Annotated in this window: 18 protein-coding genes; 14 read left to right on the plus strand and 4 right to left on the minus strand. The window is 49.3% G+C overall.

Going from position 1 to position 26,997, the window contains the following annotated elements:
• Nucleotides 1–4: 4 nt before the first annotated feature.
• Entirely contained in the window at nt 5–3,235 is a 3,231-nt protein-coding gene (locus tag STSP1_RS06770; protein ID WP_085755626.1) for a family 78 glycoside hydrolase catalytic domain, read from the plus strand.
• 67 nt (nt 3,236–3,302) lie between these two features.
• On the opposite strand, the gene STSP1_RS06775 is transcribed toward STSP1_RS06770, so the two are convergent.
• Nucleotides 3,303–4,583 (minus strand): GLUG motif-containing protein, encoded by a 1,281-nt coding sequence (locus STSP1_RS06775; protein WP_085755627.1) that lies wholly within the window; start codon nt 4,581–4,583, stop codon nt 3,303–3,305.
• A 426-nt stretch (nt 4,584–5,009) separates the two neighbouring features.
• On the opposite strand from STSP1_RS06775, the gene STSP1_RS12495 reads away from it, so the two are divergent.
• Nucleotides 5,010–5,177, plus strand: a complete 168-nt coding sequence (locus tag STSP1_RS12495) for a hypothetical protein (RefSeq protein WP_161491652.1) — start codon at nt 5,010–5,012, stop codon at nt 5,175–5,177.
• A gap of 879 nt (nt 5,178–6,056) precedes the next feature.
• Here STSP1_RS12495 and STSP1_RS06780 read toward each other — a convergent pair.
• Entirely contained in the window at nt 6,057–7,190 is a 1,134-nt protein-coding gene (locus tag STSP1_RS06780) for a DNA-binding transcriptional regulator (RefSeq protein ID WP_161491653.1), read from the minus strand.
• A 309-nt stretch (nt 7,191–7,499) separates the two neighbouring features.
• On the opposite strand from STSP1_RS06780, the gene STSP1_RS06785 reads away from it, so the two are divergent.
• The 4 genes from STSP1_RS06785 to STSP1_RS06800 all read left to right on the plus strand — a co-directional run bounded on the left by STSP1_RS06785 (nt 7,500) and on the right by STSP1_RS06800 (nt 12,639).
• Nucleotides 7,500–8,144 (plus strand): bifunctional 4-hydroxy-2-oxoglutarate aldolase/2-dehydro-3-deoxy-phosphogluconate aldolase, encoded by a 645-nt coding sequence (locus STSP1_RS06785; RefSeq protein ID WP_085755629.1) that lies wholly within the window; start codon nt 7,500–7,502, stop codon nt 8,142–8,144.
• 33 nt (nt 8,145–8,177) lie between these two features.
• A complete protein-coding gene (locus STSP1_RS06790; protein WP_085755630.1) occupies nt 8,178–9,266 on the plus strand; it encodes a sugar kinase in 1,089 nt (362 codons plus the stop codon).
• Nucleotides 9,267–9,299: 33 nt separating this feature from the next.
• On the plus strand, nt 9,300–10,580 hold the full coding sequence (locus STSP1_RS06795; protein WP_085755631.1) for an Nramp family divalent metal transporter: 1,281 nt from the start codon (nt 9,300–9,302) through the stop codon (nt 10,578–10,580).
• A gap of 64 nt (nt 10,581–10,644) precedes the next feature.
• Nucleotides 10,645–12,639 carry a sulfatase family protein gene (locus STSP1_RS06800; protein WP_085755632.1) on the plus strand — a complete coding sequence of 665 codons (1,995 nt, stop codon included), beginning with the start codon at nt 10,645–10,647 and terminating at the stop codon, nt 12,637–12,639.
• A gap of 287 nt (nt 12,640–12,926) precedes the next feature.
• Here the strand turns inward: STSP1_RS06800 and STSP1_RS06805 are convergent, their stop codons facing one another.
• Nucleotides 12,927–16,868 (minus strand): hypothetical protein, encoded by a 3,942-nt coding sequence (locus tag STSP1_RS06805; protein WP_085755633.1) that lies wholly within the window; start codon nt 16,866–16,868, stop codon nt 12,927–12,929.
• Between the two features lie 593 nt (nt 16,869–17,461).
• Here STSP1_RS06805 and STSP1_RS06810 point away from each other — a divergent pair.
• The 8 genes from STSP1_RS06810 to STSP1_RS06845 all read left to right on the plus strand — a co-directional run bounded on the left by STSP1_RS06810 (nt 17,462) and on the right by STSP1_RS06845 (nt 25,815).
• Complete coding sequence (locus tag STSP1_RS06810) at nt 17,462–17,857, plus strand: GntR family transcriptional regulator (RefSeq protein WP_085755634.1); 396 nt, start codon at nt 17,462–17,464, stop codon at nt 17,855–17,857.
• Complete coding sequence (locus tag STSP1_RS06815) at nt 17,850–18,749, plus strand: ABC transporter ATP-binding protein (protein WP_161491654.1); 900 nt, start codon at nt 17,850–17,852, stop codon at nt 18,747–18,749. The genes STSP1_RS06810 and STSP1_RS06815 overlap by 8 nt, the downstream gene beginning before the upstream one ends.
• Complete coding sequence (locus STSP1_RS06820) at nt 18,746–20,173, plus strand: hypothetical protein (RefSeq protein ID WP_085755636.1); 1,428 nt, start codon at nt 18,746–18,748, stop codon at nt 20,171–20,173. Before STSP1_RS06815 ends, STSP1_RS06820 begins: the two co-directional genes overlap by 4 nt.
• A gap of 156 nt (nt 20,174–20,329) precedes the next feature.
• Entirely contained in the window at nt 20,330–20,944 is a 615-nt protein-coding gene (locus STSP1_RS06825; protein ID WP_085755637.1) for a hypothetical protein, read from the plus strand.
• 29 nt (nt 20,945–20,973) lie between these two features.
• Entirely contained in the window at nt 20,974–21,885 is a 912-nt protein-coding gene (locus STSP1_RS06830; RefSeq protein ID WP_085755638.1) for an amidohydrolase family protein, read from the plus strand.
• Nucleotides 21,886–21,953: 68 nt separating this feature from the next.
• Nucleotides 21,954–24,020 (plus strand): sodium-dependent transporter, encoded by a 2,067-nt coding sequence (locus STSP1_RS06835; protein ID WP_085755639.1) that lies wholly within the window; start codon nt 21,954–21,956, stop codon nt 24,018–24,020.
• 2 nt (nt 24,021–24,022) lie between these two features.
• Nucleotides 24,023–24,940 (plus strand): D-alanine--D-alanine ligase family protein, encoded by a 918-nt coding sequence (locus STSP1_RS06840; protein ID WP_085755640.1) that lies wholly within the window; start codon nt 24,023–24,025, stop codon nt 24,938–24,940.
• Nucleotides 24,940–25,815: a cell division protein FtsQ/DivIB gene (locus STSP1_RS06845; RefSeq protein WP_085755641.1), complete on the plus strand. Its 876-nt coding sequence runs from the start codon at nt 24,940–24,942 to the stop codon at nt 25,813–25,815. The genes STSP1_RS06840 and STSP1_RS06845 overlap by 1 nt, the downstream gene beginning before the upstream one ends.
• A gap of 6 nt (nt 25,816–25,821) precedes the next feature.
• Here the strand turns inward: STSP1_RS06845 and STSP1_RS06850 are convergent, their stop codons facing one another.
• Nucleotides 25,822–26,994, minus strand: coding sequence for a Clp protease/crotonase-like domain-containing protein (locus tag STSP1_RS06850; RefSeq protein ID WP_123807007.1), 1,173 nt, complete (start codon nt 26,992–26,994; stop codon nt 25,822–25,824).
• Nucleotides 26,995–26,997: the final 3 nt, after the last annotated feature.

Here is a 26,997-nt window from a genome sequence, read left to right on the forward strand (position 1 = left end):
TTTTATGAAAAACGAACGTTTTTTGAAAATTGCTGCTGCCTGCTCTGCGATTCTTCTCACTACTCTTTACGCAGGTTCGCTCAAACCTGAAAATCTGCGATGCGAGTACCGCACAAATCCGCTTGGCATTGATGCAGCCAAACCTCGTCTAAGCTGGACTGTATCATCAGATAAGCGAAACCAGAGCCAGAGGGCTTACAGAATCTTAGCAGCCACAAGCCCAAGAAAACTCACGCCGGAAAAGGCTGACCTATGGGATTCAGTCAAGGTAATCAGCGATAATACAATCGCAGTGGAGTATCAAGGCAAGCCTCTGGAATCCGGAATGCAATGCTGCTGGAAGGTGAAAGTTTGGGACAGCCAGCTGAGGCCTTCCGATTGGAGCAGTCCCGCTCATTGGACTATGGGGCTTTTAGACCCTTCAGACTGGCAGGCCGAATGGATCGGCTTCGATGATATACCTTCACGAGATCAAAGGAAAACGGCTGAATCTATTCGCAAAGCAGACTGGATATGGTCTCGCCCAAATGCAAGCCGGCCTGTAAAAACAGGCAACTCATTTTTCCGCCTGAAATTCAACATCCCTGAAAGTTGGGAAATCAAATCGGCATACTGCTTGTTTGCCGCAGACAATGCCTGTGAGATTTATGTGAATGGAGATTTCGCTGCACAAACGCAATCCCACAGCTCCCTGAAACACTGCTCTTTAGCTGGAATGCTAAAATCAGGCAAGAATATTATTGCAGTAAGCGCGGAAAATGCAGGCGATTCGGCAAATCCGGCAGGCCTTATCCTCGCCTCAGAAATAACAGCAGACTCAGGCGAAAAGATTGAATTAACAACCAGCGAAGAGTGGCTTTGCTCTGAAAGCAAAAGCGACAAATGGAAAACACTCTCATACGATGATTCAAAATGGCAAAACGCAAAACCGGCAGGGAAATACGGCTCAGGCCCTTGGGGCGAGCCTAAAGTTCAGGGCGGCGCAGCTCCAGCCCGCTATCTGCGAGATGAATTCAAGCTGGCGGATAAAAAAATCAAGAGCGCGTATCTGCATGCGTCTTCGCTGGGGATATACGAGGTTTACCTCAACGGCAAGCGAATCGGGGAAGACTGGTTCTCCCCGGGCTGGACAGACTACGAAAAAAGGGTTTACTACCGGACGTATGATGTTGCAGAGCAGCTCAGAAAAGGCCAAAACGCAATCGGCAGCGTGATAGCAGACGGCTGGTTTGCAGGGTACATCGGATTCACCCAAAAACGAAAGCATTACGGCGAGGACCTGCGTTTCCTCGGCCAGCTTGAGATAGAATATACAGACGGCACCACGCAAACTGTAAGCACCTCGAAAGACTGGAAGGCCTCACTCGGCGCAGTAAAAAAAGCAGACTTCCTCAAAGGCGAAACATACGACGCAAGGCTTGAGATGCCCGGCTGGAGCAAACCCGGATTTGATGACAGCGGCTGGAAAGACGTTTCGACAGGCTCCGATGAGGTGAGCCCGAAAGTGCAGGCGGCGGTAAGCGAGCCGGTAGTGGTTTTCGAGAAGGTAGAGCCTGTGAGCTTATCGGAGCCCGCTCCCGGGCGGTATGTGTTTGATATGGGGCAGAATTTCGCAGGCGTTGTGAAGCTGCGGATCAGCGGCAAACGCGGACAGGCCGTAAAGCTCCGCCATGCAGAACGCCTCAATGAAGACGGCACAATCTACACCGCCAACCTCCGCAGCGCAGATGCCGAAGACACATACATCTGCAAAGGCGGCGGCAAAGAAATCTGGCACCCCTCATTCACCTTCCACGGCTTTCAGTACGTAGAGCTGACCGGCCTCAAGCAAAAGCCAAGTCTCAGCGATGTTACCGGCCTTGCCCTGAGCAGCGATATGCCTGAAACGGGGAATTTTGAATGCTCTAATCCAATGGTCAACAAGATAGCGGAAAATGCCGAATGGACGATGAGAATGAACTTCATAGATATCCCAACAGACTGCCCCCAGCGAGATGAACGCCTCGGCTGGACCGGCGATGCGCAGGTGTATGTAAACACAGCGGCATACCAGAACGATATTCACGCATTCTTCATCAAATGGCTCAGAGACTTAAATGATACCCAGCGAGAAGACGGGCAGTATCCCAAGGTTGCCCCCTTGAAGAAAGCAGGCGACGGCGAGCCAATGGCATGGAACGCCGACGGAGGCCCCGCATGGGCGGATGCAGGCATTATATGCCCTTGGACAATCTACAAGATGTATGGCGATAAGCGAATCCTCGAGAAATACTACGATAATATGAAGCGTTTCATCGCTTTCAGAATAAACCGAAGCAAAGATAATCTGCTCCCTCCGGATAATTTCCACTGCTTCGGAGACTGGCTTAACATCGACGATAACACGCCCAAAGACGTTATCTATACCGCATACTTCGCTCGCAGCACCAACCTGCTCTCACAAATCGCCGAAAAGCTCGGCAGAGAAGAAGATGCAGCGAAATACAGCAGGCTTTTTGAGCAGCTGCGAAGAGCATTCAATAAGGCTTATATCAGCAGCGACGGAAAGATAAAGGGCGATTCGCAAACGGGGTATGTTTTGGCGATTTCCTGCGGGTTAGTCCGCGGGGAAACTGCCGAGCTTGCAGCCGAGCACCTTGTCCGCAGGATAAAGGAAGAAAACGGCCACCTCTCCACAGGCTTTGTGGGGACGAAAGACCTTATGCTCGCGCTTGATAATATCGGGCGCAGCGATCTCGCCTATCAGCTCCTGCTTAACGACACCTTCCCCTCATGGGGCTTCTCTATAAAGCACGGGGCAACTACAATCTGGGAACGCTGGAACGGCTGGACACCCGAGCAGGGCTTTGCAGACCCGGGGATGAATTCCTTCGCCCACTATTCATTTGGAGCTGTATGCCAGTGGATATACGAAACGATAGGCGGAATCAAAACCGGCGGGAATGCGTTCAAGAATATAATCATCCAGCCAAAACCCGGCGGAGATCTCGACTGGGCAAAAACTTCATACCGCTCAATAAGGGGCGAGATTAAAACCGAATGGAAAATTGAGGGCGGGAAATTTATTCTTGATGTGGAGATCCCCGCAAACACATCAGCAAATGTGTATCTGCCAACCGAAAACATTGAAAGCATCAGGCAGAACGGCCATAAAATCAAAGACGCAGAGCCCGCTCAGGAAGCGGCTGTTGTGCATATCGGCTCAGGCCAATACCGCTTTGAATCGAGCATATAAACCCGCTTAAGCCTGTAATTGCCAATATGCCGGCAGGCCTTCTTCGGCCGTTCAGATTTTCGCTGAATCAGTCTTCGCTGAGCCAGTTTTGGGCGAATATCACAAAATCGCTAAGTTCAACCTCGCAGGACATATCCAAATCTGCGGGGTTGTAGAAGCGGAGCTTCGGATAATCAGGCTCGTTGAACGGCGTTTGGCTGATTCGCCATACGGCGATAAAATCCCAGCCGGCGAATGTGCTTTCCTGCTGGAGCTGGGCGGTGGTTTTGCCGGTGCCGCCGGAGCTTGTCGGCCGTCCGGAGGTCTGGGTATCCCAAAAGCTGTCGTACACATCGGGGTCTTCGGTATCTGATTTGCCCACAAGCCCGCCAACGTGCAGGCTTCCCGTTACCTTGCCGGTAGAATAGCATTTTCGAATGCCGCTGTTTTCGTGCCTTCCGGCCAGCCCGCCTGCGTATTCATCTCCGTCAACCTCGCCTGTAGCGAAGCAGTTTTTGATGCTGCTGTTTGAGTAATTCCGACCCAGCAAACCGCCTGCATAGTCCGGATAATCCGAAGCGGTGGAGAGCCTTGTTATATCTCCTCCAGCCCAGCACTGATTAATCTCGGCGCCCATATTGTCTCCGATCAGCCCGCCGATATACTGCGAGCTGTCGCCGAGAACGCAGTTTACTTTCGAAGAACAGAGCAGCATATCCCCGGCGCTGTTGAAGCCCGCTGCGCCGCCAACCCGATTGGAGCCCCCTCCGCATTTTATGAACCCTGAGCTCATAGAACGCTCGAGATCGCCTTCATTGTAGCCGGTGATCCCGCCGATGCACACATTCGTGCCGGCAAGAAGAGTTATCTCCGCATGGCAGATGCAGTTTCTGATCAGCCCTAAATTTTTCCCTGCAATTGCCCCCGCGCAAAAACTCCCGCAGTTTTGAGCGGGGTTAATCTCAAGCTCCACTGAGATGTTTTTCACGACACCCGAAGAAGCGATTTTACCGACAAGCCCGAGGAATTCGTGGTCTTTGCCGGAAGCTGTGTACGGATTGATTGAGAGCCCTGTAATGCTGAAGCCCTGCCCATCGAGCGTGCCTGAGAATGGGGTGCCTTGGAAGTTGCCGAGTAAGGTGTCTGTATCCGGGGATATCGGCGCTCTGGAATACGGCGAGTAAGCGGAGAGGTCTATATCGCCGGCGAGTACTGCGGTGCCTGTCCAAAAGCTCGCATTGCGGCGGTAGGCATCGAAATCCGAAGCGTTATCTATCACCCAAGGCGATTCAGGGGTGCCCTCTCCCGGGAGCTGGGCATAAACGCAGACCGCTGAAACTAAAAGAATAACACATAACTTAAGACGCATAACTTTACCTCCCTTGTTAAATTATAAAAGCATAATACTCAGCTTACCACATTTTGAGTGTTGATTCAAGGGGAATATATTTGAGGCAAAAAAAGGTGTGCGACATTATTTTTTGGCAAAGCTCTTTAATGCCGAATCTATCCGCTTGCTCTCCGCCTCCGGCGGACTCCACGCACGGCTCTGATTGTCGTTAGTATTACGCAGCGATTTCACAAAACGAGATATTTAAACCGAGCCACGCATGTAGGCCCGCCGCAGGCGGAGAGCCTGTCCGCCGAAGGCGGAAAATAAGTGGACAAAAGGACGCAGAGGAAAAATATTTAATCCACAATAAATGGGTAACTGTCCCTATTTAAACTTGCTGGACTTCTGGAGGTAAATCGAACGGGCAGAGGCAAATCTAACACATATAAAACCGGTACAAAAATGAGACCGGTTCAAAAATCGGACTGGTCTAAAAACTGCACCGGTAGTGGTCTAAAAATGAGACCGGTTCAAAAATCGGACTGGTCTAAAAACTGCACCGGTAGTGGTCTAAAAATAGACCGGTTCAAAAACCAGACCGGTCTAAAAACTGTACCGGCAGTGGTCTAAAAATTAGACCGAAACCGGTTCAAAAATTAGACCATAAAAGAATAAGAAAAGAAAAGAGTAATGTGGCCGAGCCTTCCGGATACACTTTTGTGCTGAAGGGAGGGAAAGATTACTCACTTCCAAAAGCCAAACTCGAAAAGCATCAAAAAACGTTCACAGCAGTGTGGGAGAAAATCCCACACCCCCAGCGTCTAACTGTGGGAAAAACTTCCCAAAGGTGTGGGAAAAACGTTCACAAAAGTGTGGGAGAAATTCCCACGTAAAAGAAAAGAACTATTAAAAGAGTAATGTGGACGAGCCTTCCGGATATGCTTTTGTGCTGAAGAGCGGAAAAATTATTCACTACCAAAAGCCAAACTCGAAGAGTATGAAAACACTTTCACAACTGTGGACACATATAATCCACAGGTTACACGGAGGTTTTTTGACAGGATTTACAGCCCCGAACCACTTTGGCTGCGGGGCAAGGATCTACAGGATTTTTGAATATGAGAGGCAGCCGCTAATCTACACTAATTTTTCACTAATGATTTTGCAACGAGCTACTCTGCCACTCAGCCACTCTGCCACTCTGCCACGAGCTACGAGCTACGAATCTATCCGCTTGCTTTCCGCCTTCGGCGGACAGGCTCGGTTTAACTCTCTTTTACATCAGAGAAAGCATTTTCATAAATGAGGTGGAAAGCTCTATGCCGGCAAGTACGCTGCCACCGCAATACATAATCCTGCTCTGATGTTGGAGATATTTTTTTTGACAGAGCCAGTCCGCCTGTGACGGAGAGTTACCGGAGGAAACGGAGGGGGATAATTCTTCAGCCGCTAATCAGCACTGATTTTTTACTGATAATTGGCATTTTGCCACAAAAAATTGCCGCACACTCAGCAGTTCTGCTTTCTAAACTTTAACGGCGAAATGCCAGTTTGCAGCTTAAAATATCGTGAGATGTGGTTGGCATCATCAAATCCCATGGTGTAAGCGATCTCAGCGACAGGCATATCCGTCTCTGTGAGCATTTTTTTCATTAAGTTTGTTCTCACCCTTTTTATTTCATCATAGACGCTCCTGTTCAAAATTCGTCTGAAACGCCTCTCAAGGCTTCGCCTGTTCACACATACAGCTTCAGCTACATCACTTACCTGTATGTTTTCTCTGCTGTGCTGGGAGATAAAATGCAGAGCAGCGGCGAGGTCTTTATCGTGTATTGCTTTTATATCCGTTGAGGCCCTTGAGATCACCCTTTCAGGCTCCACTGTAATAAAATCTGTTGGCGATTGTCCGGTTTTGATCAGCCTGTCCAGCGTTCTTGCGGCCTCGTATCCGGCTTTAGTTATGTTGAGAGAGATGCTCGAGAGCTCAGGGGATACCATTTCGCATATCATATCGTCATTATTAACGCCCAATATTGATAATTCCTGCGGTATTCGCACGCCTGCAAGCTTGCAGGCCTCTATAATGCTCGCCCCGCGGACATCGTTGCAGGCCATAAGCGCTGCGGGTTTAGGCAGAGATATCAGCCATTCTGCTAACCGCTGGAGCTTGCTTTCGTAATCCAAAGAACCGCTTCTGTCTTGATAAGTGCTTATCTTTTTGTAATCAGGGAGATTTTTTATAAAGGCTTCCCGTCGCTGAACAGACCAGGGCATATCCTCAAACCCGCAATAGGCAAAATTGGAATAATTTCGCTCCATAAGGAAATCTGCGGCCATTTTTCCTATCGCTTCGCAATCGCTGACTATATTCGGAACGCCTTCAACCTTATTCTCATAGCGAATTGAGACCACTGTGGGCAGGTTATAATTGAGCAGTTTCATATTTTCGGCGGTATCTCTCATAATGATTCCGTCAAGATTCTCGCCGGAGAGATTGGGGAGGGCATCGGCAATTCCCCGCGGTTCATTGTAAAACACCCAAGAAGCAGCAACGTTTGCATATTGCAAAATGCCCCTGATCAATGCCCTGCCGTATGAGGTGGATGTTTCAATGAGCAAAGCTATTCGTTTTGTTTGCTGCATAAAATTCCTGCTGTCTTTTATGGTTGAATAAAATTCCATTATATTGCCAAATTACTTTCTAATCAACCCTGAAGCGTCGCAATAAGGTGTTTTTTGTTCGCATAATGGTGTTTAGTGTGAGGAGGTTTTTGTTATAGTGGCATATTCTAAAGTATCCAGAAAAATAACTCATTGCATTGAGCTTAAGGCCTGCAATACCAGAGCTGATAAGACGGATTTCGGCTTTTTATGCGGCGATTGGCAAACACGAAGACTGAATTTAATGTCTGATATTGCAAATATTAATCTTTAAAATTATACGGAAGATATATGCATTCATACGAAGACATATTTCAAAGAATAAAACAAGAGCGAATAGTCGCTACGGTCGTTATTGACGATTTAGATAAGGTGCCCGCTTTGGCGGAAACACTCCTTGAAGCAGGTATGAGCAGTATTGAGCTAACCTTGCGAACCGATTGCGGTGTTGATGCGATCAGCGTTATAAGCAGGGAATATCCGGAGATGCTCGTTGGGGCCGGCACAGTTCTAAGCTGCGGGCAAGTTCGTCAGGTCGCTGAAGCCGGCGCAGAGTTTGCCGTTGCGCCGGGGTTTAATCCGGCGGTCGCAGAAGAGGCAGTGAAGGCCGGTTTGCCTTTTGCGCCGGGCGTATGCACGCCTTCAGATGTAGAGCAGGCTTTAAGCTGTAACTGCAAATATCTTAAATTTTTCCCCGCAGAGCCCTTAGGCGGAATCAAATATCTTAAGTCTATGGCGGCTCCGTATCTGCATCTGGGAATCGGATTTATCCCTCTCGGAGGGATCAACGCCGAAAACTTCACCCATTATCTAAGTCAGCCTTATATCACTGCTGTAGGCGGGTCTTGGCTTGCTCCAAGACAGGCAATCTCAAAAGGCGATTGGAAATTGATAAGCAATTTATGCAAAGAGGCAAAAAACAGGCTTGAGAATTGAGCAGTTCACAAGATTAGAGAAAGGCTTAAATAGATGAAAAAGGTAGTAACATTCGGAGAGATAATGGGCAGAATAATGCCCGAGGGCTTTATGAGGTTTCGCCAGTGTCTGCCCGGGAAGGTTGATATGCTGTTTGCAGGTGCGGAGGCAAATGTTGCAGTATCGGTATCGCAGTTAGGCGGGGAGGCCGAGTTTGTTACTGCTCTGCCGGAAAACGATATAGCATCTGCCTGCATCGCTGAGCTGAGCTCATTAGGGGTGGCCACATCTCACATAATCCGCAGCGACGGCAGGTTAGGTTTATACTTCACCGAACCCGGAGCCAATCAGCGCCCCAGCCGGGTAATATACGACCGCTCCTATTCGGCAATAAGCAAAGCAGAGCCCGCAGACTACGACTGGGACGGGGTGTTCTCGGATGCAGGCTGGCTTCATATATCGGGCATAACGCCGGCGATATCAAAAAATGCTGCCGAGAGCACGCTTGCTGCTGTAAAGAAGGCGAAGCAGGCAGGGGTAACAATCTCCTGCGATCTGAACTTCCGCGCAAAGCTTTGGAAATGGAAACAAGGCATAGAGCCGCAGGCCCTTGCCCGCGAGGTAATGAGCGAGATTGTATCCGGTGTTGATGTGCTGATCGCCAACGAGGAAGACGCCGACTGCGTGCTGGGCATAAAAGCAGAAAACACGGACGTTGAAGCGGGGAGCCTCGATGTTCAGGCATATAAAGACGTGGCCGCTAAGATCAGCAGGGCATTCCCAAACATTGAAAAGATAGCCACCACATTTCGGGAGAGCGTATCGGCCTCGCACAACAACTGGGGAGCAATGCTTTACGACTGCAAGCAGGCCAAGGCCTTTTACGCCCCGACCGAAGCCGGAGAATACCAACCTTACAGAATCACGGATATTGTTGACAGAGTGGGCGGAGGAGACGCCTTCGCAGCAGGGCTTATTTTTGCTCTGAACACACCCGAGCTCAGCGGTTGCAGGGAGGCGGTGTCTTTCGCTGCTGCTTCTTCCTGCCTTGCCCATTCAATCAAAGGCGATTTCAATTTCTCCACGAGAAGCGAAGTGGAAGCGCTTGCCGGCGGCAACGCTTCGGGCAGGGTAGTCAGGTAAATTAAGACAAGAATCATACAAGGAGTTTGAATTATGCAAACACAAGAGAAGAAAAAAGTATCACCTCTAAGAAAACTCTGGCTGCTTCTTCTCACAGTAGGCCCCGGGATTTTTTGCATTGGTTACACAATCGGCACAGGCAGCGTAACCTCGATGAGCAAGGCGGGTTCTGAATTCGGCACTCAGCTTCTCTGGGTTTTGGCATTCAGCTGCCTGTTTGCGTGGGTGCTGATGGAGGCTTACGGCAGATACGCCGTGATTACCGGCGAAACAGCGATACACAGCTTCAAAACGCAGCTCAAAGGCGGTAAGTTTATAGCGATACTGGTGCTTGTGGGGGTAAGCGTAGGCCAATGGTGCTGCCTGTCTGGGCTCGTTGGCCTTTCCTCAGCGGCGGTTTACGAAACTCTGAGGCTATTAGTTCCCTCGCTGGATCCTTCCGGATATGTGCCTACGCTGATTATAGCGATTCTGATAATGGCAGTTATGTACGCCATACTCTGGTTCGGCACCTATTCAATCTTCGAAAAGGTGCTGGTGTTTTTCGTTACGCTTCTGGGCTTAAGCTTTATTGTTTCGATGTTTATAGTGCTGCCTTCGCCTGCTGATATTGCCGAGGGTTTTATCCCGTCAATACCGGATGTGGAAGGGGCTAATCTTATGATAGCGGCTTTCGTGGGCACAACTATGGCGGCGCCTACGTTTGTTGTTCGTCCGCTTTTAGTCAAAAGCAAGGGCTGGATAGAAGCAAATGACGGCCTTCGCCAGCAGCAGAGGGATTCATTCACCTCTGCACTGATGATGTTTATTATAAGCGGCTCTGTAATGGTCTGCGCAGCGGGTGCTTTGTTCGCAGAAGGCAAGGTGATAACCAACGTGCTGGATATGGCAAACAGTTTGAGCCCGTTCGCAGGCAGATTTGCCGTTGCGCTGTTCCTCGTGGGCACGCTCAGCGCAGGGCTGTCTTCCACATTGCCTATAATGATGGTTGCCCCGCTTTTGATTTCCGACTACAACAAGGGCAAGATGGTTACTCGCTCGGTGATGTTCCGCTCGCTCACAGCAGTGGCCGCCTTGATAGGTTTGACCGTCCCAATACTCGGGGCAAACCCGATACTTGCCCAAATCGCAACGCAGGTATCGCAGGTTTTCAATCTACCGCTGGTCGTAGGCTGCATAATATTCCTCGTAAACAGCAAGCAAATGGGCAGATACCGCGCAGGCTGGCTTCTTAACTTCGGGATGGCAGCAGCGTTTATGTTCTCTCTGGTAATCTCATATATCGCAGTTTTAGGCTTGAGGGATTTCTTCTAATTTCAGAAATGATAAAATCAGCAGTGCAGTTATCTGCTTGCCATATTGAAAGAAAGCAAAAGTAATGCATAACGATAACATTAAAAAAAGTATTCTGGAAAATGTTTCACGCAGGAGCTTCTTGAAAACGGCTGCATCTTTTGCCGCAGGCTCGTCTATAGCTTCAAAATTTTTACACAGCCAAAATTATGCGTTTGGGAAGGAATCCAAAACAAAGCCAAATATAATATTCATAATGGCTGATGATGTAGGCTATTCAGACTTAGCTGCCTACGGGCAGGAATATTTTCCAACTCCTCACACAAGCAAACTGGCAAGGCAGGGAATGAGATTAACCGATGCATACAGCAACGCCGCAGTTTGCTCGCCCACAAGATTTTCTGTATTGACTGGCAATTGCCCTTTCCGGCGCTATCACACAAGCCATGTGTTATTCAACGGCGAGCCGATGGTTATCAGGCCGGAGGATTTTAACATCGCAAAGATGCTCAAGCAGAAGGGATACCAAACAGGCGTTGTGGGTAAATGGCATTTGGGTTTGGGCAGCAGCCTTCCAAGGGATATTAACAGCCCGGGGCTCGGCCCGAACGATATTGGCTTCGATAAATCTTACATTGTTCCCGACGGACATAATATGAAGCCGGATTATTATATAGAAGACGGCAAGATTGAAGGCGGAACAGAGCCTCCTTTTGAGAGTGAAATAAAAATAATCGAGCGATACGGCTATAAGCTTGTTAAGCATATTCCAAAGGGCAGCTGGGAAAACCGCAGGCCAGCGGAGGAGATTGGCGCACGGCTCGCTCAAAAAGCCGAAGAATTTATAGAGCAGAATGCCGATAAGCCGTTTTTCCTGTATTTCCCTACCTGCTCAATACATTTCCCCCTTGCCCCAGACAAGCGTTTTGCAGGTAAAAGCGGCGCAGGCGTTCACGGCGATTACGTTATGCAGTTTGACTGGACAATAGGACGCATAATGCAAACTCTGGACAGGCTTGGATTGGCGGAAAACACCCTGCTGATTGTTACCAGCGACAACGGCGGGTATCCGAGTTCGAGCTCACACGGAGCCGGCGAAGAAAAATACCGCCCTGCTGCTCCTTGGCGGGGGCATAAAGCCACTGCATACGAAGGCGGGCTGCGCGTTCCTTTTATCGCTCGAATGCCCGGGGTAATACCGAGAGCAGAGGTAAGCAGCGAGCCGATAATGCTTTCGGATATGGCCGCCACTTTTGCAGCGTTAACAGGCTGTGAATTAAAACCAAATCAGGCTCTCGACAGCTTCAATGTATTGCCGGCTTTATCAGACAGCAACAGTAACAACCAGATAAGGCCGTATATCATCGGAGGAGACAGAGCCCTCAACTCCTTGGGCTTGCGGGAAGGTGAGTGGAAGCTCGTTTTTTATCCTGCTGATGAGAAGATGGAATTGTACAACCTGAAAAACGACCCCGCAGAAAAGAACAATCTTGCCGAAAAGATGCCTGAGATTGTATGGCGGATGAGGGCTTTGCTTGAAAGCCATTTCACTTCCGGAAGCTCCCGAGAGAATGCTGAAGGCAAACGCAAAACGTTGGCAGAAATCCTGGAAGAAAAGCAGGAACGAAACAAGCTGATAGAAGAGAAATTCGGCAGCTCCGGCTCAGAGAACAAAGAAGAAAAAACGCTGCTGAGAAAACCTGTCGGCGAAATCAAACAGACCCCGCAGCTCGGCCTTGAAGTTGGAGCGGTTTTATTTTCCGACCGTGATTACAAGGTTCGCAATTTACCGGATGTTTTGAAAGGGGCAAATTTCGTTAGAACTGATATGGACGGCAGAAAGACTATTGTCTGCAAGAAAGGCGGGATGGTGCATTTCTTAACGCCCCAGCCGCATAGAAATAAAGACAGCCAGTCGCGCAGGCTTGAGAAGCAGGGCTTTGAAAAGGTGAATATCCCGGAATTCAAATTCTTTACGGAAAGAGATTCCAACCATTGCACGCTCTATCAAAAGAATTGCAAAGAGGGGGAAAAGCTGGAATTCAGCAAGTGGGCAGTGCCGCTTGTTTTTCAAAAATGATTTTTTCGCAGCGGGGAAAACCTGAGCCATACAGCCGAGCCGCCATGGTGGATTCAGCAACACTGGAGCGTGTGATATTTCCTGAATTCGGCGGTTAATTTTCATAAGTGCCTGTCAATAAAGGACTGGATTTTTTGCCCAGGCACTACATCGCTGTTTTTTTGAGTTTTTAAAAATGGATTTAGACTTTAATAGTTTCGGACTCAAAAAAACACTGCCGGTTTGTGTGCCGGCAGTGTTAATGAAAAATGGTTTTGTAAATGGTTTTGTAAATGGTTTCTGTAATTTCAGTTTCTGGAAAGTCTTCCGAGCCAGTTCTCAGCGAACTTGGCAAAATCGAGCAGGTCTATTCTGTCGTCATCAACGTAGTCGTATTCCTGCGGGAAGTTTTCTGCTGAGGCATCTTCGAGCCAATATTCCATCATATCGGAAAGTTCCGGGCTGTTCAAATAGCTCACGGTAACTTCACAGCTGTAATAATCAATCGCTTCGCCTGCTGTTTCGTTATGATTCTGGTTCATCAAGAGCCCGTCTTGCGAGGAGATATTCGGTCCTATCTGGAAGCTGTAGCTGCCCTCAGCGGTCTGTTCCGGGAACTCTATCCTGTAAACAGGCTTGCCGGAGAGCGAAACTGATTTGGATATCCCGCTTGCTGCAACAACCCCATCAGGGCCGGTTATGCTCACATCAGCAGGCTGGAACGAGCTGTCTTGAATCGGCGAGGAGAAGCTGATCTCCAAGGAGCTGAGATACCCGTCCACAACTCCCGTCGGCGAGGTCTCGCTGAGTACGAACAGATCATCTGCAGGGCTGTGGGTGTAAACAGTGCCGTCTTCGCCGTATTCAAAGCCGCTTCCGCCGATTGCGAGAATATTAGACATCGGCAGAGCCAAATCGGCTGAATACAAAGCGATTCGCCCGCCTGAGCCGCCTCCGCCGTCTTGCTCGCTCACAATCGGCCCGTTCCCACCGTTTGCTGTTATAAGCCCGGAGCCGGTAACTGAGCCTGCTGTAATCCAGATGCTCCCGCCAGCTCCGCCGCCGGCTGCGCCCCAGCTATGCGATGGGCCGTTTTTCCCGTCAGAGCTCACAGCGCCGCTTATGCTGAGCTCACCGCCCACTTTCACCCGCAGCGAGCCGCCGCCTGCCCCGCCTGAGCCCGCGTATCCATCGCCTCCGCCTGAGCCGTAATCGCTCGGGCAGTACATATCCCCGTAAGGTGCGCCGCCTGAAAATGGGCTTTGCGGATCACCGCCGAAGCCTCCGTAGGCTCCGCCGCCTCCGCCGGCAGAATCAGCTCTTGCTCCGCTCCCCGCGCCTGGGCCGCTTTCGTTTGGGAATCCTCTGTAGTCAGCGGCGATATATCCATCCGGTTGGATTGTTAAATTCCCTGCTGTTTCAATAGAGGCATTTGCATTTAATTGCCCGCCGGTTTCAATCAGAAAATCTGTTTCGGCTGCTATCTCTATCATTTCGCTGCCGCTTGGCTGGGTTATTATTCCGCCGTCAGCGAGAGTTACATTATCTGCGATTAGCTTTGTCAGAGGTGCAGCCTTACCGCCGTTTTTCACCAGCAGATTGAACTTTTCCGGCGTTTCAAAATGCGTGAGTCCTTGGGAAACGCCGTTGTTATCCACTGTAACGAGCCCGTAAGTTTGCCCTTTGTCTTTAGCGTAAATTGTACCAGCTCCGCCGGCATTCCCGCTTGTGCCCGTGCCGGAGAAGGCCTCGATATTGCCTGCGAAGGTATTAGCATTGTAGTACAGAGCTATCCTGCCGCCGCCTCCAGCGCCGCCGTCTTCTTCGGTTACTACATGCCCTTCTCCTCCGTTTGCCTGAATAAGTCCGCTGCCTGAGAGAGAATCGGCGCTGAGCCAGATGCTTCCGCCAGCTCCGCCTCCTGCTGCGCCCCAGTAATGTGAAGAACCGACTGCGCCGTTGGCCTTCACTGTTCCGTCAACAGTTATCGCTCCGGCAGCCTGAATTTTAATCCTTCCGCCGCCTTTGCCGCCTGCGCCTGCGTAGCCGTCGCCTCCACCTGAGCCGAACTGATTCGGCTGGAATATTGAGCCGTATCCCGTTCCGCCCTGATACGGGCTGCCGGGCTTGCCGCCGTTGCCGCCGTAGGCCCCGCCGCCTCCGCCGGCAGCCTCTGCACGTGTTCCGGTGCCCGCTCCGGGGCCTTCCTGATTTGCAAAGCCGAGATGATCAGCGCTGATCAGTCCGCCTGTTTCCACGATTACATCTCCGCCTGTATTGAAATCTGCGTTCGCCTGAATGCTTCCGTCGGTTTGAACTGTAAGATCTCCGGAGACCGTGCCTTCAGAGTGGTCCATTTCTTCAGTGTTTACAACATTCCCGCCCGCTTCAACCGTGAGGGTGTTTAGGGCAAATAGATTCTCAAGGGCTGCCTGCGCCCCGCTGCTTACGGTGAGATTAAACTGGGCAGGGGTTTCAATTATTGTTGAAGTGTAGGCGTTGGAATTGTTGTTCAAAACCACTGAGCCTTCTGATTCATTCTTGTTCTTCAGGTAAATTGTGCCGGCACCGCCGCAGCCGATTGAGCTGCCTTCTCCTCCGAAGGCTTGGAGATCTCCCGAAAAACTGCTGCCTGCATAATACAGGGCAATTCTTCCGCCGCCTCCAGCGCCGCCGTCCTCTTCGGTTACTACATGCCCTTCTCCTCCGTTTGCCTGAATAAGCCCGCTGCCTGAGAGAGAATCGGCGCTGAGCCAGATGCTTCCGCCAGCTCCGCCTCCTGCTGCGCCCCAGTAATGTGAAGAACCGACTGCGCCGTTGGCCTTCACTGTTCCGTCAACAGTTATCGCTCCGGCGGCCTGAATTTTAATGCTTCCGCCGCCTTTGCCGCCTGCGCCTGCATATCCATCCCCTCCGCCTGAGCCGAACTGATTCGGCTGGAGTATTGAGCCGTATCCCGTTCCGCCCTGATACGGGCTGCCGGGCTTGCCGCCGTTGCCGCCGTAGGCCCCGCCGCCTCCGCCGGCAGCCTCTGCACGTGTTCCGGTGCCCGCTCCGGGGCCTTCCTGATTTGCAAAGCCGAGATAATTCGAGCTTACCTCTGCGCCCGCTTCAACAGTGAAGCTGCCCTGAGCGTCTATCTCAATATTCGCGAGTATCTGAGAGGTATTTTTGAGAATGCCGTCTTCTCCGATATTTAAGTACGACCTGTCAGCACCTTCAAGATTCTTCAGCTTACCCTGATTTTCGAGAGTAATGCTGTTTACAGAAACCAAGACATCTCCAAGGCCCGCGGATGCTGAGTTAGTTATCAAAACGTCGCAGGGCTGAGAAGGGTTAAGGGGGCTTTCAGCCCCAATTCTGCTCTGATTATCTAAAAGGACCTGCGGGAAGGCATCTGAGCCTGATTTTGTGCATATCGTGCCTGCCCCGCCGCATCTGCCGTCTGCGCTTGTTCCTCCAGCGCAGGATATGCTGCCGGCGAAACTGCTGCCTGCATAATACAGGGCGATTCTTCCGCCTCCGCCTCCGCCGCTGTCTTCTTCGCTTACTAAAGCTCCGTTGCCCCCGTCGGCAATAAAGCTGCCGGTGCCTGCTAAGGAATCGGCTTCAATCCAGATACTGCCGCCTGCACCTCCGCCGGATGCGCCCCAGTAATGAACAGGCCCATTCGCACCTTTGGCATCTATCATGCCGTTGTTTGTGAATGTGCCGCCGGCTGTTATCTTGATTCTCCCGCCTCCGGCTCCGCCATTTCCTGCGAAGCCATGGCCTCCGCCTGAGCCGAGATCCTGAGGCTCTAAAATTGAGCCGTATCCCACGCCGCCTGAATAGTAGCTGTTTTCGGGTTCGCCGCCGTTTCCGCCGTATGCCCCGCCGCCTCCGCCTGCAGAATCAGCTCTTGCTCCGCTGCCCGCGCCGGGGCCGCTTTGTGCGGGGAAACCTTTCCCGCTAACGCTGATCTCTGCGCCGGAATCTATCGTAACATCGCCGGTAATCGACAGGTCTATTTTGTTCTCTGGTGCATCGCCTGAAGGATGAGTGAGAGCGCCTCCGCTTTCGATATAGAGGCTTGCAAAGCTGTGCTCTCCGGCAACTTCCAAAACTCCTCCGTCTTTTATCACAACATCCTGACCTTCAAGAGTTGGGTCTTCTGGAGAGAGATACGACAGATCTACGATATCGTACCCGTATAGAAAAGAAGATAAAGACAGACTTACCAATACAAGAATTGAGGTGAACCATTTCATTTTGTTTCCCCTTAAAAAAAATGGTGGTTAATGTTTATGTTTATTATAAGTCGAATTGATTAAAAAAACGCAGGTAAAATAAAAAAAATAATCAGAATTATTCAAAAAATTCTATAAAACTTTTGTTTGCAGGAAGTTAAGATATTTCAAATTTTGTCTTTTAAAGCGAGTCTCCATAGCCGTAAGCTGAGTTTTAACAAGATATTCAGGTGTTTATCTTGGGTATTCTCTCGCTTCTGCCTGAATTTATGTGCACAATATCCACACGCCCCTTAGCTCCGCGGGTTTACCTTAAAAGTTTCCTGCACTTCCTGCGGTTCAACTAAATTGGGCGGTGAGGGATGTGATAAATTAGACAAGATTAACAGCCCCGAACCGCTTTGGCTGCGGGGCAAGGATTTACAGGATGAGATAAAAATTTCAGATATAATTTTTCTGTTCTGTTCGGGATAGGCCGTTTTGGGTTTTTTCGCAGAAAAAACTTCCCCTGTTGCCGCAAATATATTGCGATGCGAAAAAAAATCATTTTTTTGTTGAACAGGCGGCGCATTGGTGTATTATATAGGTAATACAGTAATACGAAGGTTTTGATAATGATAATAAACATAGACACTCATTCAGGTATTCCGATATACCGGCAGATTACCATCGAGATAAAGAATCTCATCCTCTCAGGCACGCTCACTGAAGGCGAGCAGATGCCCAGCGTGCGGGAGCTTTCCGCTCAGCTTCGCGTAAATCCAATGACAGTGAGCAAGGCATACGCAAATCTTGAGATGGAAGGCTTTTTCGAGAGAAGGCGCGGCGTTGGGATGTTTGTAAATCCTCAGCCTGAGGCGATCAGGGAAGAAAGCGGCGAACAGATAATCAGATCCAATCTCAAATCGGCAGTATCTCAGGCTAGATCTTTCGGGATATCTAAATCAGAGCTCACAAAAATTGTGCAGAATTTGTACGATAGTTATTCAGATGGAGAGAAAAATGAATAATATCATAGAAGTAAGCGGGCTTACTAAGAGCTTCGGTGGGAAAAAGGCTTTAGAATATGTGAGCTTCTCGGCGGGCAGGGGCTCTATCATCGGGCTTATGGGGGCAAACGGGTGCGGAAAAAGCACGCTCCTGCGAAATATCATCGGGCTTTATCTCCCTGATGAGGGCAGCTCACAGGTTTTCGGCGAGCAGAGCAGGGAGCTCTCCCCGCAAACGCTTTCAAGAATCGGCTACGTCCATCAGGAAGGCCGGCTTCTCGACTGGATGAGCATAAGGCAGCTCTTGCGGTACGTGCGTTCATACTACCAGAGCTGGGATGAGCATTTGGAGCAGAAATTTATCGAATGGTTCGATTTAGACCCGAAGGCCGTAGTGGGCAAGCTCTCGCCCGGGAAGAGGCAGCAGGCGGCCATCCTTGCGGCAATATGCCATAATCCGGAGCTGCTGATTTTAGACGAGCCTGCAAGCGCGCTGGATCCTCTTGCAAGGAGCAGATTCCTTGATCTTCTCCTCGAGCTTTTGCAGAACGACGGCGAGAAAACGATCATCATCTCCTCGCACATACTTTCTGATATCGAGAAGGTGATAGACCGCGCTGTGATTATGGACAGCGGCAGGATCCTCAAAGACTGCCAGTTTGATGAGCTCAAAGAGCATATCTTTAAGGTTATCCTGCGGGGAGGCCAGCAGGCAGAGCTGACAGGCCTTCTCGCTGGGAAAACTGCTCACCGCCGTTCGGACGGGATAAAGACATCGCTTATTCTTCAGGATACGAGCAGAGCGGAGGTTGAAAAAATCCTCTCTGAGGGGAGAATTGATGCTGAAATAATCCCTCTGCCTCTGGAAGAGATATATAAGGCAGTAGTTGGAAAGGCGGAGTATGTATTATGAAACCTCTATCAGCAAATCTGAGCATCTATTATAAAAGGCCAATGGCATACTTCTGGTATCTTGTAACATTATGCCAGCTTCCCGCTGCTGTTATGGGCATCACAGGGCATATTGAACGGTCTTTCCTCTTCCTGATTATTCCATTATTCTTGGGAGTTCTTGCCGGCGCGATGCAGAAGGATGTAGTTTCTGCCCCGCTCACTTTCTGCCTGCCCGGGCAGAAGAGAATGCCGATCAGGGTAATAGCAGCAATGGGGGCTGTAATGCTTGCTGTAATGGCGTTGCTGTTTTTCTTTGCAGGTGCAGTGCGTGCGGACAACCTTTTCGCAAACCCCTTTTACTTTGCCGTGAATATCCTGCTGTGCATATTTGTATATTTGTATGCCGCACTTTTGGGCTTTAAGACTGACCCATTAAAAAGCAGCTTCATCCTTCGAATGCTCCCTTTTGGGATGGCTCTATTATTTGTTTTCGGTTCAAAGCAGGTAAGCGATTTGATAATCAATTTCCCAATCTGTTCGGGGCTGATAATTGCAGCGGCAGCGGCATATCTTGCTTCAAATATAAACGACCCGTCCTCGAGAAGGGATATCTGCGGGAAAGAGGATTATGTGAGCACGATGGGAGGCTGGAATTCAAAAAATGATATTTTGAAAGCAAAAATTACCATCATGGCAGCAAAACGAAATACATCAGGCACCCCTTCTTTTGCCGAGAAAATATGTCTGCCGGTGATCTTTGGGCTCAAAGGAAGCCCTGCCAAGACCTTAGCCGGCTATTTATACATACTGCTGGACAGCCTCCTGCTCAATTGGAAGCAGTTTGTTTTTACCCCGTTTCTGGTGCTTTTGCTCTTCGGCTACATACTGGGTTTTATGCCGGCCAACCAAACAAACGGGGCAGTGCACTGGGGCGTATATTTCGCGCTGCCTGCTTTATGGGCTGGTATGTGGGGGCTGCCGCTCTACCCGTCTTTGCTTCTGCCTTCGAGCAGAAAAGACAAACTGAACGCTTCATTGGCTTTTGTATTTAGCTATATGATGCTTTCTGCTTGCCTGTTTTTATTGGCCGGGCTTATATCCAAGGCAGCGGCTCCGTATATGCCTTTGCCTGCACCGGAGATGTTCAGCAAAGATTTTCTTTTCGCTTATCCGGCATTTCAAAAGGTGTGGCTGTTATTTTTCATAACTCCGCTTTCGTTTTCTGCAATCGCTTTATGGGGAAGAAAATCTGCTGCGATGGTGTATGTATTCCCGATAATTATAATGTTCGTTGTGCTTCTAAGCGGTTTAGAGGAAAATATTCAGCCAAGGCCTCTTTGGGTTTTTCGGCTTGCGGGAATCGTGCTTAGCTGGATAATATCGTTTTACATCCTTAGATTCAGGTGCATAAAGGGCTGTCTTGCAGGTGAGAAATTTGTTTAAGCCCCGAGTTTATAGGCAAATAAGCTGAATTTTCGCAATAAGGTTTGCGTTGAAACCCACAAAACACTTTACCTTAACGCATTTTTTTATTACCATTTACAGCTGAATGTATGCTAATTCAGCTTGAAAAATGTCCTGATTTTAGGAATACTTATTATGAAAAGAGCTTTAATTTTATTCGCAGCAGCAGTAACAGCAGCAGCGGCCGCCGCTCCTGAGCCGAGCCGTGCGCCGGCCCCGGGCATTTGGACCCTTGATGTTGAGTTCAATATGCCGAGGCAGATTACGTTAAAAACCGGCGAGCAGACTCAGAGATACTGGTACATAATTCTCACTCTCACCAACAATACCGGTGAGGATGTGGATTTCTATCCCGATTTTGAGCTTATGACAGACACTTGGAAGCTTTATTCCTCGGATACTGGGATTACAAAACCTGTATATGAGAAGATAAAGCTGATCAATCAGGGTCGTTATCCTTTCCTCCAAACACTTGATGAGACCAAAGACAAGATCCTTCAGGGGGACGACAACAAGATAGATCTGCTCGCAGTTTGGAAAGACTTTGATAAAAAAGCGAAAAATATAAAACTGTTTTTTGCAGGTTTGAGCAACGAAACCGAAGTTGTAACTATCCCTCAAAAGGACGGAGAGGACAGGAAATTTATCCTTCAAAAAACTCTCTGTTTAGAGTATCTTCTGCCCGGAGACCCGAGAAAAAGGGCAGCGCAGAAGCTGGAATTTGTTGATAAAAGCTGGGTTATGCGATAACCGCTTTAATTTTTTGGTAGAGTTTTATTATGATAACAGACTGCCAGATCAATCTTACAGGCCGTCTGAGCCCGATAGAGCTTGCAGAATTTAACGAAGCTACTGAACGGCTCGATAACTATCTGGTTTTGGCCTCGCCGAAGCTGGCCATGGACCCCGGCGCCAATGAGGTGCTTGGGGATTTCCTTAGCACAAATACAAAGGCCATAGGTTTCGGTGTTGTAAATCCGCTGGTAAAAGAAGGTCAGCAGTGCCCGCAGGAAGTAACGGAGAAATGGGGCATTAAGGGCTTCGCCCTGTACTGCTCCAAGCACGGCTTCCATCCGGCAGATTCTCAGGCAATGCGTTTTTATGAATACGCAAACGAAAATTCGATGCCGATATACTTCTATATGCCTGAACAGCTCGACCCGACCGACATACTGGAGTATGGAAGGCCTTATCTCATAGACGAGATAGCGAGAAATTTCCCCGATATGAAAATCATCATCAGCAACTGCGGCGTCCCGTTCCAAAGCGAGACGGTGGCAGTTCTTGCAAAGAATAAAAACGTTTATTCCACACTGCCTGTAAACCCGTCTAAATGGTATCAGACATACACCCTTCTTGTAAGGTTCTTTGAGGGCGAAGCAATCAACAAGCTGCTCTTTGCGAGCAATTATCCCAGTCATCAGCCGAATGAATGTCTGGAAACACTGCTCGGCTTTAACAGAATGATTGCCAACACGCAGCTTCCTGTGGTCCCGCTTGATGAGATTAGGAAGATTGTTAATGCCAACGTTCCCAAGAAGCTCTCTATAGACCTCTCCGCCCCTCCGAAATCGGAAGTAGTAGATGCGGAAACAAAAGAGCCTGTTGCACAAGAACAACAAAGCAGCTCATCAGAAAACGAGACGGAAGAGAAAAAGGGCGGAAAAGAAAAGGCCAAAAAGAAAAAATAAACTCACCCGCTGATTTTCCGGTTCTTCGCTTTGATTTTGCAATCTTGATTTTTTAAGGTACATAGTTTATGACTGATCTTCTTGAAAAAAGAGAGAACTGGGGCTCGCGCGGCGGGTTTATTCTGGCCGCCGTCGGCTCGGCAGTAGGGCTGGGAAATCTCTGGGCTTTCCCATACAAGATATACAGTTTTGGAGGCGGGGCATTCCTAATTCCATACATAATCGCCCTTTTCGCTGTTGGCCTGCCCCTGATTATCCTTGAATTCAGCCTCGGGCATTACACCCAGCGAGCCGCCCCAAACGCAATGCGCCGCTGCGTAAAGCCGTTTGAGGGGATTGGATGGCTCGGGAGCTTTATGTGCATCCTGATTATCTGCTATTATCCGGTGATTTTAGGATACTGCCTTACATACCTCGGATACAGCATTCAGGGTATATTCAACGGGGGCGAGCTGCCCTGGGCAGCGGAAGGAGTTGAGGGAATCAATCAGGCCAAGGGTTTTTTCTTCGATAAATACCTAAATCACCACGAGAGCTTCAGCCTAGGCGGGATTGAGCTCAAGGTTCTCGGGCCGGTAATCATAATATGGATACTTATGTATCTTTGCATCTTCAAGGGAATTAATCTTGTGGGCAAAATTGTATGGCTCACAGTCCCGATTCCGTGGATTATGCTCATAATCCTCACAGTTCGCGGGCTCACGCTCGACGGGAGCACCGAAGGGCTTGCATACTACCTCTCGCCGGACTTCTCGGAGCTTGCAAAGCCTATAACTTGGCGATACGCCTTCGGGCAGGTGTTCTTCTCGATGAGTCTGGGCTGGGGAACAATGATTGCATACTCCAGCTTCCTCCACAGAAAAAGCGATCTGAACAACAATGCCGGCATAATAACCCTCACAGACTTTGCAACCAGCTTCATAGCAGGTGTTGCAATATTCGCAACCCTCGGCGGGATGTCTTACGTTACAGCTCAGGCGGGCAATGCCGTACCTGTGGATCAGGTGGCAGATAAGGGCGTATCGCTTGCGTTTATAGCCTTCCCATACACCCTCGCTCAGCTTCCGTTCTCGGCTTGGTTCAGCTTTTTCTTCTTCCTCGCCCTTGTAACATTGGGAATTGATTCTGCCTTTTCAATCACTAAAACCCTGCTTGCGAGCATCGTTGATAAAACAGGTTTCTCACGCGGGAAGGTGCTTGTAGGGATAACAGTTGCGGGCATATTTGTCAGCTCAGTTTTCGCCACTCAAGGCGGACTGAACTGGGTAGGCGAAATAGACGGAATCGTAAACGGGACCTTTGGTGCTGCGTTCCTGGGGCTGCTTGAGTGTCTTGCGATAGGCTGGCTCTACCGGCTCGACTACCTCAGAAAACACAGCAACTCTTGCAGTGAATGGCCGCTGGGCAAATGGTGGGATGTGAGCATAAGGATCGTGATTCCGATAATCCTCGGAACGCTCTTCTTCTGGAATATATTCGACAAGGCAACAGCAGGAACGCCGATGAAGAACCCGGAAGGCGGTTATAACATAAATGTACTCGTTACTGCCGCTGTAACCGCTCTGGGCTTTCTGCTTGCCGGCCTTGCTACGCTCCTGAAAACAAGAATACAGGATGACGTGCCAAATATACCTCACCTCAAGATTAACGATATGCCGAACCGGAAGAAAATCAGGAGGCATTTCTCTTCTGCGTGTGTGATATTCGCTCTGTCAATCGCAGCATTCGGATTGACGATCCACAATACTGCATACCCAGATTCTGTAATACTCGAACAGAAGCTTGTGATGTTCCTCGCATACCTGCTGATAGTTTCAGCGGCGGTTGATGCCTTTCAGGCGGAGAAGAATATAAGCTGCCTGGGTCAGCTTCGAAAACTGCCCAACATTCAGGCTGGGGCATCGGGGGTTATGAGCGTTATGAGCATAAGCGCATGCCTTTCGATAATACTAACCTACCTTTCCGATATACTGCTCGAGGATAAGGCAAAGGCAGAAATACCGGATTCTTTAACAACGGTTTCATACATCATCCTCGCTTTTGTAACGGTAGTAGTTGTGGGCGGATTGATATGGAGCTTCCATAGGATTAAGGCATCTAAAAATAATGAATTGCAGGAAACTGAAGCGATATAATAATGGACTATAACAAAAATATTGCTGTATTGGCCGGCGGAGTAGGCAGCGAAAGGGAAATTTCGCTTGAGAGCGGCCAAAATGCGCTCAGCGCAATAAGAAAAGCAGGCTTCAATGCCGAGCTTATTGATGTTTCCCCCGAAACGATAGAGAGCATAATCGGAAAATTCGATCTTTTCTTCATTATGCTTCACGGAATATGGGGGGAGAATGGAGGAATACAGAAAATCCTCGAAAAGAATGATGCAGTGTTCACTGGCAGCGGCTCTATCAGCTCGCAAAACTGCTTTGATAAGGATATAACCCGCCAAAAGCTCGCCGAAAGCGGTATTGAATGCCCCTTCGGGATTGCTGTGGAACAGGACACCAACTGGGACAAGGCCGAAGAGATAATCCGCGGTAAAAGCGAGAGATTCGTAGTGAAGCCGGCCTGTGAGGGCAGCAGTGTGGGCGTGGAGATAAGGGTTGGAAGTCAGGCGGCTGTGAGAAGTGCAAAGAAATGCACCGAAAAATACGGCAAAGCCCTGATAGAATCTTACGTTCAGGGCGATGAATTTACCGTAGGCATAGCGGCAGGCAATATACTCCCGTCGATAAAGATTCAGCCCCATACAGGCTTCTACGACTTCAACGCAAAATACATCTCCGACCAGACAGGCTTTCTGTTTGGCGCCGCCGATGAAGAGCTGGAAGAAAAAATGCAGCAGATATCCGAAAAGGCCTTCAATCTTCTGGAATGCAGGGATCTGGCTCGGGTGGATTTTATGATAGATAACGGCAATCCGCTTCTTATAGAAGTTAATACCATCCCGGGCTTTACAAGCCATTCACTTCTTCCAGCAGCAGCGGAGCATATTGGAATAAGCCAGCCTGAACTCTGCTCGCAGATAATCCATTCTGCGCTTTCGAGGAGCTCATAATGGCAAGGAGAACAAAGAAAACCGCTGCAAAAACCAAATCTGCTGGGAAAAAGACCTTGGGCGTTTCAAAGAAACCCTTTCTTAGATTCCTCGGGTTCATCTTTGTAATCGTTGCGGTTTCAGCGGCCGGCTGGGGGCTAAAGAAAGCAGAAACGCACGTAAGGAAGGAGATTGTAAGGGAATCGAAGAGAGAGATAAGTATGGTTTTGCGGGGCTATCCCGAATGGATCAACACCCCTCTGAAAAAAAGAATCGTGGAGCAGGGCTATATCGGCCTCGAAAAGCTAACAGCAAAGCCGGGAACAGCAGAGCTTGTTGCGGAGAATCTCAGGTCTAAGTTTCCCTGGCTCAAGAACGTTCGCGTTCAAACCTCAGTAAACAGGCTCACAATCGTTGCAGACTACCGCAAGCCCGCAGTGCTTCTAAGGCATAAATCAACGAAATTCTATATCTCCGAGGATATGACTGTGCTGGATTATATCCCGATGAACAGCCTCAGCGTTCCGGAAGTTTCAGGGGTGGTGCTGGCATCTGCGCCTTCCCCCGGCGAGCCGCTATTCCACGAGCAGATTAAGGCTGCCGTTAAGCTGACACAGCTTTTCAGAGCGATGGATAAATCAAGAACACGCAAATTCCTCCCCCACGTGGAGAGCATAGACGTTGAGAACTACGGAATCACAGATTCCTCAATACCGCAGATTGTGCTGAAAACCAAAGACGGGCTTGATATCTTCTGGGGAGCTGCCCCGGGCGATGCCGAGGCGTATTTCGAGATTCCCGAGGAGAAAAAGCTCGCTGTTCTCTATACAATCTTTGAGTCCCATCCAAACCTTAAAGGCAGATACGAGAATATTGACCTTCGTTTCGAGCAGTAGAGCGTTTTACTCCATTGCCGCCTTCATCCCGTCAACATCATTTTTCAGCCTCTCTATCTCCTCAACGCTCACCGGAACATCGGGGAATCTCTTCTTCAGGTTCAGCAGGAATTCTGAATTCCTGCTAAGCGACCTGAGGCTCTTGAGAGCATCGCGCCTTCTGAGCCTGTTCTGTTCGTAGCGGGCGTTTATCTGAACAATTTCACGCTCAATTTTTGCTTTAAGCCCCTTGAATCTTCTTGTTACCTTATCAAGCTTTTCTTCTGCATCTTTGATCTTATCAGATACCACAACCTCCGGCTTGCTGTCGCTGAGCTCGCTTACCGCATAATCCCTCGACTCGCAGATTTCATCTGCCATATCGCATTTCTTCGCCTTTTTCGCTGTGAGGGTGAGAAGCGAGCCTTTCTGCACTACAACACCTTTAACTTCATCGCCTTCAATCTTCCTGCCCGGCTCAATAAAAAGCTTTTTTCCATCCCTGCTCACTTCAAGAACGGATGTATCCTTCTCCACCATAGCCTTTGCCAGAGCAGCAGACCTGCCGGACTGCTCGGCGATGCTTGCCATGTAATTCCTCCAAGCGGAATTGAATTTCTCGCCTACAGTTTCGCCGAAGGCATTATCCATATCCGAAGCCCCTCTGCGAGACTTAATTATAGCTGTAGCAGCTCCAATTACAGTCCCCGGAGCCATATAAATCTTATCGCAGGCCATTGAAATCGCAGCCCCTGCTGAATATGCACCCCCGTGCTGACCGCCGGCTATATATGCCGCTGTGGTGCAGTTGCTTGTTTTCATTATCGAAGAACAAATCCGCTTTGCCAGATCGACCCTGCCTCCCGGGGTATCCACCTCTACAATAATCGCAGAAGGCCCTTTGTTCGATTCCTCAACAATCGCCTCTTCAAAGGCCTCGGTTTTCATTGCCGAAACTATCGGATATGTAATCTCAAGCACCGCAATCTCATTTTTGCGGCCTTTCTGATTAGGCTCAATCTTGTATTCGGAAAGATCTGCCTCAAATTTTTCTCCGCCCTCGGGCACAATCCAGGTCTTGTCATTCTCATCGGGCTGAGTTGCAAAGCCGTTGTAAACTTTGCCGGTTTCGCTGTGTGTGAAGGTGTCTGCAAACAGCAGTGAAGCTGTGAGAGCTGTAATAATAACGAATCTAAACATAAT

This window comes from Sedimentisphaera salicampi (assembly GCF_002117005.1).
In the GTDB taxonomy this organism is placed as follows: Bacteria; Planctomycetota; Phycisphaerae; order Sedimentisphaerales; family Sedimentisphaeraceae; genus Sedimentisphaera; species Sedimentisphaera salicampi.